The 15,264-nt window shown below is 74.9% G+C and carries 14 protein-coding genes; 6 read left to right on the top strand and 8 right to left on the bottom strand.

Going from position 1 to position 15,264, the window contains the following annotated elements; all coding sequences use genetic code 11:
- Nucleotide 1: 1 nt before the first annotated feature.
- Nucleotides 2–634 (bottom strand): DUF1275 family protein, encoded by a 633-nt coding sequence (locus ACQP2P_RS24040; RefSeq protein WP_433604215.1) that lies wholly within the window; start codon nucleotides 632–634, stop codon nucleotides 2–4.
- 160 nt (nucleotides 635–794) lie between these two features.
- Between ACQP2P_RS24040 and ACQP2P_RS24045 the strand changes: the two genes are divergently transcribed.
- On the top strand, nucleotides 795–1,286 hold the full coding sequence (locus tag ACQP2P_RS24045; RefSeq protein WP_433604217.1) for an ATP-binding protein: 492 nt from the start codon (nucleotides 795–797) through the stop codon (nucleotides 1,284–1,286).
- A 90-nt stretch (nucleotides 1,287–1,376) separates the two neighbouring features.
- On the opposite strand, the gene ACQP2P_RS24050 is transcribed toward ACQP2P_RS24045, so the two are convergent.
- The 5 genes from ACQP2P_RS24050 to ACQP2P_RS24070 all read right to left on the bottom strand — a co-directional run bounded on the left by ACQP2P_RS24050 (nucleotide 1,377) and on the right by ACQP2P_RS24070 (nucleotide 10,266).
- A complete protein-coding gene (locus ACQP2P_RS24050; RefSeq protein ID WP_433604219.1) occupies nucleotides 1,377–1,916 on the bottom strand; it encodes a dihydrofolate reductase family protein in 540 nt (179 codons plus the stop codon).
- A gap of 491 nt (nucleotides 1,917–2,407) precedes the next feature.
- Nucleotides 2,408–3,892: an adenosylhomocysteinase gene (ahcY, locus tag ACQP2P_RS24055; RefSeq protein WP_433604221.1), complete on the bottom strand. Its 1,485-nt coding sequence runs from the start codon at nucleotides 3,890–3,892 to the stop codon at nucleotides 2,408–2,410.
- A gap of 141 nt (nucleotides 3,893–4,033) precedes the next feature.
- Entirely contained in the window at nucleotides 4,034–4,699 is a 666-nt protein-coding gene (locus ACQP2P_RS24060) for a hypothetical protein (RefSeq protein WP_433604223.1), read from the bottom strand.
- A gap of 103 nt (nucleotides 4,700–4,802) precedes the next feature.
- Nucleotides 4,803–8,357, bottom strand: a complete 3,555-nt coding sequence (locus tag ACQP2P_RS24065; protein ID WP_433604225.1) for an SNF2-related protein — start codon at nucleotides 8,355–8,357, stop codon at nucleotides 4,803–4,805.
- Nucleotides 8,358–9,060: 703 nt separating this feature from the next.
- The gene (locus ACQP2P_RS24070; protein WP_433604227.1) at nucleotides 9,061–10,266 is read right to left on the bottom strand and encodes a hypothetical protein; all 1,206 of its coding nucleotides are present in this window, start codon (nucleotides 10,264–10,266) and stop codon (nucleotides 9,061–9,063) included.
- A gap of 47 nt (nucleotides 10,267–10,313) precedes the next feature.
- Here ACQP2P_RS24070 and ACQP2P_RS24075 point away from each other — a divergent pair, with 47 nt between their 5' ends.
- Nucleotides 10,314–11,426, top strand: a complete 1,113-nt coding sequence (locus ACQP2P_RS24075) for a type III PLP-dependent enzyme (RefSeq protein WP_433604229.1) — start codon at nucleotides 10,314–10,316, stop codon at nucleotides 11,424–11,426.
- Here ACQP2P_RS24075 and def read toward each other — a convergent pair.
- The gene (gene def / locus ACQP2P_RS24080; RefSeq protein ID WP_433604231.1) at nucleotides 11,398–11,895 is read right to left on the bottom strand and encodes a peptide deformylase; all 498 of its coding nucleotides are present in this window, start codon (nucleotides 11,893–11,895) and stop codon (nucleotides 11,398–11,400) included. The two genes, ACQP2P_RS24075 and def, sit on opposite strands and share 29 nt — an antisense overlap.
- A gap of 34 nt (nucleotides 11,896–11,929) precedes the next feature.
- Nucleotides 11,930–13,327: an IucA/IucC family protein gene (locus ACQP2P_RS24085; protein ID WP_433604233.1), complete on the bottom strand. Its 1,398-nt coding sequence runs from the start codon at nucleotides 13,325–13,327 to the stop codon at nucleotides 11,930–11,932.
- A 153-nt stretch (nucleotides 13,328–13,480) separates the two neighbouring features.
- Here ACQP2P_RS24085 and ACQP2P_RS24090 point away from each other — a divergent pair, with 153 nt between their 5' ends.
- From ACQP2P_RS24090 to ACQP2P_RS24105, 4 genes are all read left to right on the top strand, one after another.
- The gene (locus ACQP2P_RS24090; RefSeq protein ID WP_433604235.1) at nucleotides 13,481–13,846 is read left to right on the top strand and encodes a hypothetical protein; all 366 of its coding nucleotides are present in this window, start codon (nucleotides 13,481–13,483) and stop codon (nucleotides 13,844–13,846) included.
- Nucleotides 13,847–13,995: 149 nt separating this feature from the next.
- Nucleotides 13,996–14,349, top strand: a complete 354-nt coding sequence (locus ACQP2P_RS24095) for a nuclear transport factor 2 family protein (protein WP_433072844.1) — start codon at nucleotides 13,996–13,998, stop codon at nucleotides 14,347–14,349.
- 249 nt (nucleotides 14,350–14,598) lie between these two features.
- The gene (locus ACQP2P_RS24100) at nucleotides 14,599–14,862 is read left to right on the top strand and encodes a ribbon-helix-helix domain-containing protein (RefSeq protein ID WP_433072842.1); all 264 of its coding nucleotides are present in this window, start codon (nucleotides 14,599–14,601) and stop codon (nucleotides 14,860–14,862) included.
- Nucleotides 14,859–15,260 (top strand): hypothetical protein, encoded by a 402-nt coding sequence (locus ACQP2P_RS24105; RefSeq protein ID WP_433604240.1) that lies wholly within the window; start codon nucleotides 14,859–14,861, stop codon nucleotides 15,258–15,260. The genes ACQP2P_RS24100 and ACQP2P_RS24105 overlap by 4 nt, the downstream gene beginning before the upstream one ends.
- The last annotated feature ends 4 nt before the right edge of the window (nucleotides 15,261–15,264 follow it).

Raw genomic sequence — 15,264 nt, forward strand, 5'->3', positions numbered from 1 at the left:
GTTACGGGGTGTGGGCGGGCTGGGGCTGGTGGGTGGTCCGGGTGCGGTTGGTGGGGCGGCGGGGTGGGATGGCCTGGATGACGACGGCGGCGGCGACGAGGGCGACGGCGGGGAGGGGGCCGAGCCAGGGGGTGTGGTCGAGCAGGAGGGCGGCGGCGGCCGCGCCGGCGGGTATGGCGGTGAGGGGTGCGGTGTCGCGGAGGCGGCCTTTGGCGGCGCGCAGGAGGGGGCCGGTGAGGTGGCCGGTGGGGGTGTCGGTGTCGCGGTGGGCGGCGGCGTGCAGGGCCAGGGCGATCGCGGCGAGGGTGAGGAGGGGGAGTTGGGCGGGGCCGTGGGGGTCGTGGTGGGTGGCGACCCAGCCGCCGGTGAGGGTGCAGAGGGCGGCGAGTTCGGCGACGAGGCAGCGGCCGGGTGGCTGGTTGCGGGCGGCGGTGACGGTGGTGGCGTAGACGGCGACGGCGAGGGCGGCGCGGGTGGTGGTCTCGGTGAGGTGGTGGGGGTCGGTGGCGGCGGTGATGCCGGTGAGCAGGAGGTTGCCGGTGGGGACGCCGGCGAAGACGCCGCCGAGGTAGAGCAGGGTCAGGCCGTCTACGTAGCCGGCGGCCAGGGCGAGGATCCACACGGTTCGGCGCACCGGGTGTCGCTTCCCCGGCTGGTGGGTCCGTCCCTCACCTACCCCGGGTGGCTCGTCACGTTGCTGGTCGGCAAACATGATGGGGTGGGGGTTGCGGGTACGGTGACGGTACTGGTGGCCTGGTTGTCGTCCGGCTTGGTTGTCGTCGCGAGGGGGTCGTGTGTCGATCGCGTTACGGCTGGCGCTGCACCTGCCCCGGGACGCCGCGACGGTGCCGGTGGTGCGGCGGCTGCTGGACCAGGCCCTGCAGACGCTGGGTGTGGAGCCGTCGTGCCGTGACGACATCGGGCTGATCCTGACGGAGGCGTGCGCGAACGTCATCGAGCACGCGCTGCGGATCGACGACTATGAGATCACGATCGAGGTGACGGCTGAGCGGTGCGTCATCCATGTGATCAACGCGGGGGCGGTCGTGGATCCGTCGCGGCTGTCGCTGCCGGTGGCCGCTCCCGCGGACGCCGCCGCGGTGCTGCCCGCGCCGCGGCCCGGTGACGTCGATCCGGTCCTGGACGAGCACGGGCGGGGGCTGCACATCATCCGGTCCCTCGCCGACGAGCTGTATCTGACGCCGGCGCTGGCGGGTGGGCTCGTGCTGCAGGCGGTGACGACGCTGCGGTGGACCGCCGCCGCCCAGGTGTGGCAGCGCCACTGACCCCGGCTGTCACGGCGTCGTGGGGTGGTGCGCCGGCACCGGCCGGTGCTGGACCGGCCGGTGTGGCGGCACAGTGGTGCCGGATTGCCGTTATGTGATGATCCGCATCCAGGTGTTGATCGCCCGCTCGGTGTGGGTGACGCGGAGCAGCTCGAGCTGGACCGGGGGCGTACCGGTGGCGGCGAAGAGCCGGGTGCCGTCGCCGAGCAGGACCGGGACGGTGATCGCGAGGATCTCGTCGAGCTCGCCGAGGGCCAGGCACTGGCGGGCGACGTCGGCGCCGAGGATGTTGACGTAGCCGTCGCCGGCGGCGGCCTTCGCCTCGCGCACGGCCGTTTCGACGTCGGGGACGAACGTGATGCCGTCGCCGTGCGGGCGGGGGTGGTGCGTGACGACATACTGCGGGCCGTCCCAGCCGCCGCCGAACGGCTTCCCGGCCCGGTCGGTGCCGCGGTGGGGGTCGTCACCGCCGAACGTGCGGTTGCCGACGATCAGGGCGCCGATGCGGGGGATGAGGTCGTCGACCAGCGGGTTCGGGGCGATGTGCGGGGTGAGCCAGCTCATGTCGCCGCCGGGGCCGGTGATGAAGCCGTCGAGGGACATCGACGCGGAGTACAGCATGATGGCCATGGGTGGTTGCCGCCTTTCGTCATCCGGGATCGTCGCTGATGAGACGACGCTCGGGCGGCCGATTCATCGGCGCTCCCGCGGTCTTCGCCTTCCCGCGCCCGGCCCTGCGCTGCCGGCCCGTGCGGGTGGCCGCGGAAGCGCCGCGGCCGCGGGAAGAGGTGGAGGACTACGCGCGGGTGCGCGGCGAGGCTGGGCAGGCGGCGGCCGCCACACCGCACCGGGGCCGCCGGCATGCGGCGCCGGCACGGTTTGCGAAGCGGCGACGAGCGGCGGAGCTCGCACGGCCCTGCCGCCGCCCGTGCCCGACGACGACGAGGCCCCGCGCCATGCCGGAACCGCCGCCATCGTCGACGGCGGCGTCCCCGGCGAGCGCTTCGCCGTCGACCTGCTGGTCGCGGTGGCCGTCGAGCACGGCGCGAGCACGAAACGGGCTGGGCACGGCATCATGCCGGGGTTGCGGTGCCGAAGCGGCCGCAACCCCGGCGTGCACGTCAGTAGCGGTAATGCTCCGGCTTGTAGGGGCCGGCGACGTCGACGCCGATGTACTCGGCCTGCTCCTTCGTCAGCTCCGTCAGGCGCACGCCCAGCGCGTCCAGGTGCAGCGCGGCGACCTTCTCGTCGAGGTGCTTGGGCAGGCGGTAGACCTGCCGCTCGTAGGCGTCGGGCTTCGTGAACAGCTCGATCTGGGCGATCGTCTGGTTCGTGAACGAGTTCGACATGACGAAGCTCGGGTGGCCGGTGGCGTTGCCGAGGTTGAGCAGCCGCCCCTCGGACAGCACGATGATCGAACGGCCGTCGGCGCGGACCCACTCGTGGACCTGCGGCTTGATCTCGCGCTTGACGATGCCGGGCAGCTGGGCGAGGCCGGCCATGTCGATCTCGTTGTCGAAGTGCCCGACGTTGCCGACGATCGCGTTGTGCTTGAGCCGGCCGAGCTGCGCGGCGGTGATGATGCCCTTGTTCCCGGTCGCGGTGATGATGACGTCGGCGGTGTCGATGACGTCGTCGAGGCGCACGACGGGCAGGCCGTGCATCGCCGCCTGCAGGGCGCAGATCGGGTCGATCTCGGTGACGACGACCCGGGCGCCCTGGCCGCGCAACGCCTCCGCGGCGCCCTTGCCGACGTCGCCGTAGCCGCAGACGACGGCGAGCTTCCCGGCCAGCATCACGTCCGTGGCCCGGTTGAGCCCGTCGAGCAGCGAGTGGCGGATGCCGTACGTGTTGTCGAACTTCGACTTCGTGACCGAGTCGTTGACGTTGATCGCCGGGAAGAGCAGTTCACCGGTGTCGGCGAGTTTGTAGAGGCGCTTGACGCCGTTGGTGGTCTCCTCGGTGACGCCGCGGACGGCGGCCGCGATGCGGGTGAAGCGCTGCGGGTCGCGTGCGAGGCTCGCCCGGAGGGTGTCGAGGATGATGGTGTACTCGTGGTCGTCGCCTTCGGTCGCCGCCGGCACCGCGCCGCGGGTCTCGAACTCGGCGCCCTTGTGCACGAGCAGGGTCGCGTCGCCGCCGTCGTCGACGATCATGTTCGGTCCGGCGATCTGCCCGCCGTCGCCGGTGAACTGGAACAGCTGGTCGGTGCACCACCAGTACTCCTGCAGCGTCTCGCCCTTCCAGGCGAACACGGGGGTGCCGGCGGGAGCGTCGGGGGTGCCGGTGGGGCCGACGACGACCGCGGCGGCGGCCTCGTCCTGGGTGGAGAAGATGTTGCACGACACCCAGCGGACCTCGGCGCCGAGCGCGACGAGGGTCTCGATGAGGACCGCGGTCTGCACGGTCATGTGCAGGCTGCCGGCGATGCGGGCGCCGCGCAGCGGCTGGGCGGCGGCGTATTCGGCGCGGGTGGCCATGAGGCCGGGCATCTCGTGCTCGGCGAGCCGGATCTGGGTGCGGCCGGCGTCGGCGAGGGACAGGTCGGCGACGGCGAAGTCGAGGCCGCCGCGCTGCTGCAGGTAGGGGTGCTGGGTTCCGGACATACCTGAGGTCACCTCCCGGTGACAGGAGGCGCCCTTGTGGTCAAGGGAAGTCAGGTGTGGCCGAGCGTGGCGGACGCTCATGGGTCCGTCGCAGCGCCTCTCGGCCCTGACCGCGGCGATTGCTCGCAGCTGTGTCCGACGCTACCGGCCGCGGCGGCGGTCCGGCAACCCCGGCTCGCCGCGGGTGGCGGTGTGATAGGCGGCACGCAGCACGTCGGTGACGTCGAACCGGCCGACGGTCAGCGGCAGCGCGTCGAGCTGCTCGAGGATCGCGTCGCCGCGGCGCACCGCACCCGGGACGGCCGGTGCGGGTGGGGTGAGACGGGGGCCGGCTTCCCAGAAGGTACCGCTGCGGGGTTGATCATCCGGCGGGGCTTCCTGGCGGCCGGCGATGTGGGCCAGGGCGGAGACCCGGTGCCCGCGCAGCGCCTCGAGCAGCTCGTCGCGGCCGCGGCCCCGCCAGGCGAGGATCGCGAACGGGTCGGCGTCGAACTCCCCGGCCAGCACGTAGCAGGCGGCGGTCAGGTGCCGGCACGGCTTCTGCCAGCCGGGGCACGAGCAGTCCAGGACGATCTCGGACAGCGACTGCGGGAACAGCGACAGCCCGAACCCGGCCAGGAGCTGCTCGAGGTTGTCCGGCAGGTGCCCGGCGAGGAGCTTCGCGGCGTGGATCGCCTCCCCGGCCAGGGCGCGTTCGATGCGGGCCCAGTCGGCGGCGGAGTACGCCTGCACGCCGATCCGGGCCCGGTACGTCTCACCGTCCTCGTCGACGACCAGCGCCGTCACGATACTCGTCGAGATCGTCACGGAGCGTACCTGCCCGGCGCGGGCGTAGCGACGCCCGGCCGAAAACGTCGTACCCATCCGCAAGGATTCGAGCATGGTCAGGAACTGGTGGGACCAGCGCGTGTCAGACATCCGCGACCGCCTCCGGCGCGAGGGACATCAGGTCGAGCAGGTCGTTCGTCGACAGGCCGGTGAGCCAGCCCTCACCGGAGCCGACCGCGACCCCGGCCAGGTCCCGCTTGCCCGCCATGATCTCCTCGACCCGCTCCTCGATCGTGCCGATGCACACGAACGTGTGGACCTGCACGTCGCGGCGCTGCCCGATGCGGAACGCCCGGTCCGTCGCCTGCGCCTCCGCGGCCGGGTTCCACCACCGGTCCACGTGCACGACATGGTTCGCCGCGGTCAGGTTCAGGCCGGTCCCGCCCGCCTTCAGCGACACCAGCAGCACCCCCGGGCCCGGCCCGGACTGGAACCGTTCCACCATCCGGTCGCGGGATCCTTGGGGTGTGCCGCCGTGCAGAAACTCCACCCCCGTGCCCAGCCGCTGCGCCAGATGCGGGGCGAGGAGCTGCCCGAACTTCGCGAACTGGGTGAACACCAGCGCCCGGTCCCCGGCCTCGGTCGCCGCGGCCAGGATCTCCTCAAGCCGGGCGAGCTTGCCCGAGCGGCCCGGCAGCGGCGTCCCGTCGCCCAGCAGATGCGCCGGATGGTTGCACACCTGCTTGAGCTTCGTCATCGCCGAGAGCACCAGACCTTTGCGCCGCGACCCGGCCCGGCCCTCCCGCAGCTTCACGAACAGCTCGTCGATGACCGCCTTGTAGAGCGTCGCCTGCTCCAGGGTCAGGTTGCACCACTGGCGCCGCTCGAACTTCTCCGGCAGGTCCGCGATCACCGCCCGGTCCGTCTTCACCCGCCGCAGCAGGAACGGCCGGGTCACCCGCCGCAGCCGCCGGGCCGCGTCCTCGTCGCCCCACCGTTCGACCGGAACCGAGTACCGGGCCCGGAACAGCGACGCCTCGCCGAGCAGGCCCGGGTTGAGGAAGTCCGCGATCGACCACAGCTCCGTGAGCCGGTTCTCCACCGGCGTACCGGTCAGCGCCACCCGGTGCCGGGCCGGGAACCGCCGCACCGCCCGGGCCGTCACCCCGGCCGCGTTCTTCACGTGCTGGGCCTCGTCGAGCACGACCCGGTCCCACGCGACCGCGGCGAGCGTGTCGGCGTCGCGGGTCGCGACCTGATACGTGGTCAGCACCAGGTCGGCGCCGTCCGGGCCGGAGCCGGCGCGGCGGGCGGCGCCGTGATGGACCCGGACCGTCAGGTGCGGCGTGAACCGCTCGATCTCCCGCCGCCAGTTGCCCAGCACCGACAGCGGGCACACGATCAGCGTCGGCGGCCGCGGCCCCTGCGCCCGCAGATGCGCCTCCAGGGCCAGGACCTGGACCGTCTTGCCCAGGCCCATGTCGTCGGCGAGGAGCGCCCCGACGCCGACCGCGTCCAGGAACGCCAGCCACGACAGGCCCCGCCGCTGATACGGGCGCAGCTGCGCGGTCAGGCCCGGCGGCGGGTCGAGCAGCTCGAGACGCTCCGGGGCCCGGCCGGTGAGCAGGTCCGCGAGCCAGCCCTCACCGTCGACGCCGGTCACCGGCAGCGGCAGGTCCGCGTCCGGGACCAGCCGGGTCAGGCGCATCGCCTCACCGGCGGTCATCTCCCCACGGCCGCCGCGGCGCAGGAACGCCAGCCCCGCCCGCAGCCGCTCCCGGTCCAGGTGCACCCACCGGCCCCGCAGCCGCACCAGCGGCACCTTCGCCCGGGCCAGCTCCGCCAGGTCGGCCTCGGACAGGAACTCGTCGCCGATCGCGAGCCCCCACCGGAACCCCACGATCGCGGCCCGGTTCGTCGTGGTGTCGCGCAGCACCGGCGCCGCCGGCTGCCGCGTCCGCACCGACAGCGTCAGCCCCAGCTCCTGCCGCCGCTGCCACTGCGCCGGCAGCAGCACCCCGAACCCGGCGTCGTGCAGCAGCGACGCGAACGTCAGGAACCGGTGCGCGCCGATCGTGTCCAGCCGCAGCGACTCCGGCCGCGGCCCCCACAGCGCCTCGTCGAGGTCCGGCCACAGCCGGCTCGCCCGGCCCAGATCCTCCAGCAGCACGTCCTGCGGATAGTCGACCCACCTGAACAGCGGCGACGCCCCGTCGTGCCACACGTCCCGCGCCGGCACGAGCAGCCCCGGCTCCGCCGCCGGCTGCAGCAGGAACTCGACCAGCCACGACCCGCCGTCCTCGTCGAACCGTCCCGGCGTCCCCGCGGGCCGTTCGGCGCCGGCGGGGTCCGGGGCGAGGTCGTCGTCATCGTCGCCGGCCTCGACGTAGGACAGGCGGAAACAGGTCCGCACCGGTGCGGGGCGGCCGCTGTCCGACCACCGCTCGAGGAGCTCCCGCAGCCGGGCGACCTCGGGCCCGTCCGCCATGACCGCCCCCACCCCCACCCCCGGCCCCGGCCCAGGTTCGGGTTCGGGTTCGGCGGCGGCGGGTTCCGGGACCGGCAGGCCCCGGGCGGCGGCCGCCGCGACCGCCCGTGCCTGCGCGCGGGCCTGGGCCGCGAAACCGCCCCCGCCGTTCCCCGCGACAGCCGCCCGCTCCGCGGAGGCGGCGGCGACGGTGGTGGTGCGCAAGCGGGCGTCGGAGGTCGTGAGCGCCGCGAGCCAGGCGCGGACCGCGGTGTCGTGGCGGGGCTCCTCGTCGCCGAGCAGCGGCTCCCCGCGCAACCGGGACCGGACCAGGTGGTCGACGGCCGCGTCCAGGGCGGCGCGGGCCGCGTCCCCCGGCGACCACGCCGGCCGGTCCACCGCGAGACGGAACCGGTGCCGGGCCGGGTCCAACGCCGACGCGGCGACGCCGGGCATCGCGCGGCACAGCGCGTCGAACGTGGCCGCGTCGGCGCCCCACAGGGCCGGGCGCCACCTCGCCGCCGGGCCCCGGCCGCCGCCCGGGGCCGGCTCGGTCGTCAGGGCGGGCAGGAACCGGCCACGGCCGGTCAGGTCCGTGGCGAAGACGACCAGGTCGGTGAGGGCGCCGATCGACGCGCCCGGGGCCACGCCGGAGACGGCCGACAGCAGCAGATCCGGGTCGCTGCCCGGGGGAAGGACGACGATCGGGACGGTCCACACGGTGTGGCGGCGGGCGGCCGGGCGGCGCCGCGCCGGCAGGTGCGCCACCAGCTCCGGGGACGGCGCCGGATGGTGCGGGGTCGACGGGAGGAGGAGATCGGCGGTCGCGACGGTGCCGGGCAGCGGCGGGAGGACCGCGAACGGGTGCACGGCCGGGCCCCCGGGGTCGGCCGTGCACCCGTTCGCGGCCGGCGGCGGCGGCGAATCCGGCGCCGGGCCGGTGACGGACGCATCCGGCGCGGACGCGGTGGCCTCCGCCAGGTCAGTGCTGCGGTGACCGTGGCGGCCGCCGCCGGTGACGGGCACGGCGGCCAGGGACGGCGGCGCGGGCGGCCGGGGCGTAGGCGTCTCGGTAGCGGCCAGTGGCGCCCCGGCGGCCCGGAAGGCGGCAGGACGGGGCCCGGCCGTCGGCGCGTCGACGGAAGGCGCGTCGGTCGCTGGGGCGCCGGCCGTCGACGCGCCGGCCGCCAGTGCGCCGGTCGCGGCGGCGTTGCCGGTCGGCGGCGCCATCCCGGCCGCTGGGGACGGTGGGCCGGCGGTCTGCGCCGGGCCCGGGAGCCCGCCGGTGGCGGAGCCGGGCGCCGAACGCGCCGGCCCGGTCGACGCCGCCGCTGACCTGGCCGCTGCGGTCGGGGCGGACGCGGTGGCGGATGAGCCGTGTGCTCCGGCGCTGACGGGCGCCGTGGCCCCGGCCGCCGCAGGTGGCGTCGGCGAGATCGCGCCGCAGGTGGCGGCGGGGCCGACCGCAGACGGGGGCGGTGACGTGCGGGCGGGCGTGGCTGTTGGCGTGGGTGGCGGCGTGGATGGCGATGGGTGCAGGGCGGCGTCCGGGGACTCGGCCCAGCAGGCGAGGGTTCCGTCCGGCAGCACCAGGCCGTGCACGACGATCACCGGTACGACCCTAACGCGCCCCGCCGCCCCCGCCGCGGACCCCGGCGCCGAGCCGGACGCGTCGCGCCCGCGGCCCCGGATGGGGCGTTTCGCCCCGCTTCGGTGGCATTCGTCGCGTTCGTGCCGCCTGCCCGGGCTCGTCAGGCCCGCCGCTCGAGCCCGGGCGGGCGGCAACGTCCAGCAGGCCCGCTGCCGGACCAGGCGAAGGGACCGCCGAGGCCGCCGGGCGGCGGCGAAGAACGCGCTGGTGGCCGTCCCCGCAACGGTCAGCCGGCACCTCGGGCATGCCGCTGCCGCCGGCCGGGACGGGGAGCCGGCGCGGTCAGCGCCAGTCGGGGCGCTCGCCGGTGTCGACGAGCTTCCAGTCGCCGTTGTCGTACAGGACGTTGTCGTAGTAGAAGACCGTCTCCGGCAGCAGGTCCGGCGCGGTGAACGCCGCCCTCGCGGCGGCGTGCAGCACCGCGGGCGGCACCGCCCAGCGGGACTCGGCCAGCGCCGCCACGTAGGACAGGGCGTGGTGGCCCATGAAACTGTCGTACGTCAGCGAGAACACCTCGTCCGCGGCCAGCGGGACGTCACGCGGGATGACGTTCGCCGGGGGCAGGTCCGGCGGCAGGCCCGCCGAGGCGCGCAGGGCACTGTCGACGTAGATGGCGCAGTCGCGGTACAGGATCGCGGTCCGGCGCTCCCGCAGGTCGAACGCGAACAGGGTGTTCTGGCCGTGGGTCTCCAGCGGGCAGCCGGTGCGGCGGGCCGTCTGCGACCACATGCGCACCATCGGGGCGACGATCCGCTGCGCCACGAACTGCTCCGGCGGCTCCGCGAACGCCTCGACCAGCTGCTCCAGCAGCGTCGGGTCGGCCGGGGCGTGCAGGTCGGCGCCGTAGAGGGCGAACAGCGGCACCGTGCACCGCGGGGCCCCGCCGAGCAGGGCCGTGCGGACCAGGAAGCCCCACGCCTCGTCGCCCAATCCTGGGTCGAACCAGCCGCCGCCGATCTCCGGCAGGACCGGCGTGCCGGCCCGGCGCAGCTCGTCGGAGACCCACAGCTGCAGCTCGATCACCGGTCGGCGCAGGCGGCGGGTGAACCGCGACAGGCGCCGCGGATAGTGCAGCTTCACGAAGTGCGGGGTCACCGGGCGGCCGTCGTGGGCCGTGACGAAGACGGTGCGGGCGTTCGCCGACGGCACCGCGGTCAGCTGCGGGCCCGGCTCGAGCGCCCGCAGCGCCGCACCGCCCGCGAGGTCGGGACTGTCCAGGGCGTTCGGGTGCACCGGCAGCAGCAGCGTGTCACCGTCGTGGTACAGCGCCGACAGGCCGGAGTCGATCGCGGCCGCGCGGTAGACGCCCAGCGGCGACGGAACCCGGAACGTCGGGAGGCCGAACGTCGCCGTGCCGCGCTGCGGATGGTACTCGTCGGCGATGTCCAGGTCCGCGGCGTAGGGGCTGTACGTGCGGGTCCCGACGCCGAGATACCGTTCCGCGTACTGCCACAACGCGATCGGGTCGCGGACGTCGATGAGGCGCATCGGCGTGAGCCTACTGCGCCGCCCCGGGCGGAGCCGAACGGAGTGCGGTGTCACCCAGCCCACGTGTGATCGAGGCCGCGCTCGGAGGGCCGCTGCCCGCCTACGTCTACGACCCCGCCGTCATCCGCGACCGCATCCACGCCCTGCGAGCGGCCCTCCCGGCCGGGACCCGCATCGCGTACGCCATGAAAGCCAACGGCCACCCGGACGTCGTCGCCGCCGCGGCCGCCGCGGCCGACGCGATCGAGGTCGCCTCCGCCGGCGAGCTCGAAACCGCCGCGGCCACCGGCGCGGACCTGATCCTCAGCGGGCCCGCGAAACCCGACGCCCTGCTGCGCCGGGCCGTCGAGACCGGCGCCGTCATCAACGTCGAGAGCCTCCACGAGCTGCGCCGCATCCCCGGCCGCGCCGCCATCTGCCTGCGGGTCAACCGCACCCATCCGGCCCTGCCCGGCTCGCACCGCATGTCCGGCGAGCCGACCCAGTTCGGGCTCGCCGAAGCCGACCTCGGCGAAGCGCTGCGCCTCGCCCGCCACCACGACGTGCGCGGCGTGCACCTGCACGCGGTGTCGAACAACCTCGACGCGAAGGCCCACGCCGGTTTCCTGCGCGACTGTCTCGCCTGGGCGCGGGAGCGCGGCATCGGGCCCGTCGTCAACGCCGGCGGCGGCTTCGGGGTCGACGTCACCGGCCGGCGCGTCTTCGACCTGCGCGAACTGCGGGACATCACGGTCCCGGACGGGTTCACGCTCGTCGTGGAACCCGGCCGGTTCGTGGCCGCGCCCGCCGGCTGGTACGCGGCCGAGGTCATCGACGTCAAGGCCAGCCACGGCACCTGGTTCGCGGTCGTGAAAGGCGGCACCCACCACTTCCGGCTGCCGGCGTCGTGGGGGTACAGCCACCCCTTCACGATCCTGCCCGTCGACACCTGGCCCTACCCGTGGCCGCGGCCCGAGGCGACCGACACGCGCGTCACGGTCGCGGGGGAGCAGTGCAACCCCCGCGACGTCCTCGCCCGCGACGAACCCGTGCGGCGGCTGCGGGCCGGGGACGTGCTGCTGTTCGCCGGCACCGGCGCCTACGGCTGGGAGGTCGCCCACCACGACTTCCTGCGCCTCGACCCGCCCCGGTTCACGACCCTGGGCGAAACGCCGCCCTGACCGCCCGCAGCGCCTGCCGGCGGGCGTCGCCGGTGAGCGTGTCGATGTACAGCACCCCGTCGAGGTGGTCGCACTCGTGCCGCAGCGCCCGCGCGAGGAACCCCGTCCCGGCCACGGTCACCGGGTCGCCGTGCTCGTCGAAACCCTCGACGGTGACCGCGGCCGGCCGTACCGCCGGAAACGCCAGACCCGGGATCGACAGGCAGCCCTCGTCACCGACCTGGGTCCCGGAACTAGCGGTGACCTGCGGATTCACGATGTGCCCGCGGCCGGCCCCGGTGCCGTAGACGAAGACCCGCGCCGGCACCCCGATCTGCGGCGCCGCGACCCCGGCCCGGCCCGGCCGCGCGTCGAGGGTGTCGAACAGGTCCCGGACCAGCGCCGCCAGCTCGGCGTCGAAGGCGGTCACCGGCGCGGCGGGGGAGCGCAGCACCGGGTCGCCCAGCAGCCGGATCGGTCGCGTCGTCACCCGCGACAGCCTAGCCCGGGGCCGCGGCGCGGACTCACCGCAGCGGGTTCGGGACCGGGCACCACCGGTCCTCGAGCGGGTCCGCGGCCAGGCGCATCGCCGTCGTCGCCTTCAACGGCCACGGCTGCCTCAGCACCGCCGGGCGGTCTTCCGCCGACACGCAGCGCCCGGCGACGTCGGCGACGTGCCCCCACAGCCCCTCGTCGCCGAGCGCCGCCACCAGGCTCGACAGCACCGTCGCGAACGCCGACGCGAGGACCTTCGTGCGCAGCGCCCCCGCATCGGCCGTCGGCAGCGCCCCGACCAGCGGCGGCATCGCGTGCCCGGCCCGGGCCAGACGCCCCGGGTGCACGTGGATGCCGCCGAGGTCGCGGTAGTACACCCGCACCGGCCGGCCCCCGGCGACCTCCACGAGGGTGTTCTGGCCGTGCGCCTCCAGGCCCACCCCGCGCTCGAGCAGCCACAGCAGCGGCGGCAGCAGCAGCCCGACGAGGTCGCGGAAGAACGCGGGCGTCAGCAGGCCGGGGCGGTGGGGGAGCAGCGCCAGGGGCAGCACGTCCGCGTCCGGCGGCGGGGCGTCGCGCCACACCGCGCCGAGCGCCCGCTGCGGCCGCCCGGCGTCGTCGAGGACCGTCCCGGCGGACACCTCCCGCAGGACCACGATGCCGGGGTCGAGGGCGGCGAGCAGGTCCGAGACCAGCGGGCCGTTGTGGATCGCCGCCGCCGACAGGGTCCGCACCGCGCTGGTCATCTGCACCTCGACCGCCGTCTTCACATGGCCCGTGCCCACGTCCAGGGTCCGCAGCGACATCAGCGGCCGCGCCGGGACGTCGACACCGGTGTCACGCACCAGGCCCGACGCGAGCGCGCGGGGCAGCTGCCACGGATGGACCGGGAACCGCGGCGGCACCGGCACACCCGCGGTCCGCCACCGCGCCGGGTCCGTCTGCACCACCCGCAGCCGCACGTCCGGATGGTGCTCCGGGGCGTAGGCGAGGACGTCGAGCGTCGACAGCCCGATCCGGGTGCGGCAGCAGGGATGCAGCGGGTGACCGTCCACGATGGACTGCTCGGCGCCGGTCAGGCCGCCGAACGGGCTCGGGGGAGCGGTCATCGCCAGGGCCAGGTTCGCGACGCTGTTGTCCAGCTCCCGCCGGAACCCGGGGGCCAGGTGCAGCGCCTCGGCCAGCACGCCCGGATCGTCGAACGCCCGGCCGTCGACGACCACCGAAGCGACCGGCGGGCCGAACAGCGGCGGGGGAGGACCGCCGAGGCGCCGCGGGTCGACCACCTGCTCGCGCCACAGCGCGCCCCAGAGGCGGGTGAGGACTCCGGCTCGGGCCGGCGGTACCGCGGCCAGGAACGCGGCGACGAGCGACGGCCGGTGCTCGCGCAGCGCCGCGGCCGTCCCGGCGACGTCAGGTGCATCCACCCGCCGAGTCTAGAGAGGCCGCTGCGGCGCCTGGGAATCGCGTCATCCGTTCGGCTCCAACTGTCCGCGCCGACCACCCGGCTGCCGGTTCACCTGCGGAAATGCTGTGATATACGCGAGGATCAGCTTGGAGCACGGACGCTTCGGGAGGCCATGATGGAGATCAGACAGCTGACGGCCGGCACACCGGCCGGCACCCAACCGCCGGCACCACCGAAACCGGTGCCGGGCGCGGCGACGAACGCCGCCGTGGAGGCGCCCGCGCCGCCGCCGAAGGGTGGACTGCCCGCCTCACAGCAGGTGCTGAGCAAGCTCACGCCGGGTGACCGCGCCGCCATCGCCGGCGCCACCGGCTACCACCTCTCGCCGACGGGTGCCGTGACGAACGCATCCGCCGCCGTGCCGCCGTGGTCGTTCATCATGGCGTTCGCCGCGTCCCGTACCGCCGCCGAGCCCGGCCCGCAGGTCGCCGAGGCAAGGACCGCCGACGACGGCCACCACGTCGACGTCACCGTCTGAGCGCGGACGGATGCGCCGGCACGCCGACGGCCGGCGCATCCCGCACACCAGTCTGCGCCCGGCGGCGGCCGGTTACGGTCCCGTTTCCGGGTCGAAACATCGTCCGGCAGGGCGTTGACCCGCCGGGGGCGGCGCCGTGTGATGGAGGCATGGGCGACGCGCCGGCGCTGATTGCCAACCTGCTCACCGTCATCGACCGACGTGACTGGGCGGGCCTGTCCGAGATGGTCACCGACGACGTCGTCTACCACCGGCCCGGCTGCCCGCCGATCGAGGGCGCCGAGGCGTTCGTCGGCTTCTACCGGCGGCGGTGCATCGTCTCCGCGGGCCGTCACCAGGTGGACCGGTGCCTGTCCGTGGACGGGCAGGGGTTCTGCTGGGGCCGCTTCGACGGCATGTCCCACGCGGGTGTGCCGCTGAACGAGATCTTCGCGGACTGGTACGAGTTCCGTGCCGGGCGCATCGCCCGCCGCCGGACGTTCTTCTACCGCCCGGCGATCTGAGCCCCGGTTGGTTGACATAATGTGCATTATCGAACATCCAATATCGAGCGCTACCGCGGCGTCCGCCGTGGTCCGGACCGTTACTCCCGTGGCCTCACCGTCCGCCGTGGTCAAGGGCGCCGGATTCGTCACGGACGGTCGCGGAACCTCGGGCGTCCGGGCCCGAGGCGCGCAGGTGAGCGCGAGAGCCCACCCTTGCGGGTGATGACACGCTAGGTGATCGGCGTATGCGGGCGATACCCTGTGCGTATGCGTGAGGTGCGCAAAGAGCGGGTGACGGTGACCATGCCCGCCGATGACGCCGCGGCCGTGCGGCGGTTCGTGGACGCCGGGGGTGCCGAGTCGGTGTCGGCGTATGTCGCCGAGGCGGTGCGCGACCGGCTGGCCCGGGACCGGGCGCTGCTGACACTCAACGAGCTGTACGCGCAGCGGGGCGTGCGGATGGACCCGGAGCACCACGCCTGGGCGCGTGAGGTGCTGGGGGTGGCGCCCACGGGCGGGACGGTGTCGTGACCGCGGTCGGAGGGCGGATCCTGGACAGTTCCGCGATCCTCGGGTTCGTGGCCGGCAAGCCGTACAGCTCGGCGATCGTGTGGCACGCCGTCGACCAGGGTGTCGTGCTGGCGGTGCCGGCGGCGGCGCTGGCCGAGGCGTGGGCGCAGACGTCGCCGAAGGACTACGACGTGCTGAAGGTCCTGCTGGCGCTGCCCGTGGTCGTCGTGGACGCGCTCACCGCGGCGGACGCGGTCGACTCCGGCGCGCTGCTCGCCGGCGAGGGCGGACCGGCGACGGTCGCGGCCGCGCACGTGGTCCGCCGGGCCCAGGCGCGGCCGGGCTGGGCGATCGTGACGGACCGCGCCGACGTCCTGCGCACCCTCGACCCGCAGGCGGAGATCGACGAACTCCCCTGACGGG

Origin of the sequence: Dactylosporangium sp. CA-139114 (assembly GCF_050955725.1) — a bacterium.
Taxonomy (GTDB): Bacteria; Actinomycetota; Actinomycetes; order Mycobacteriales; family Micromonosporaceae; genus Dactylosporangium.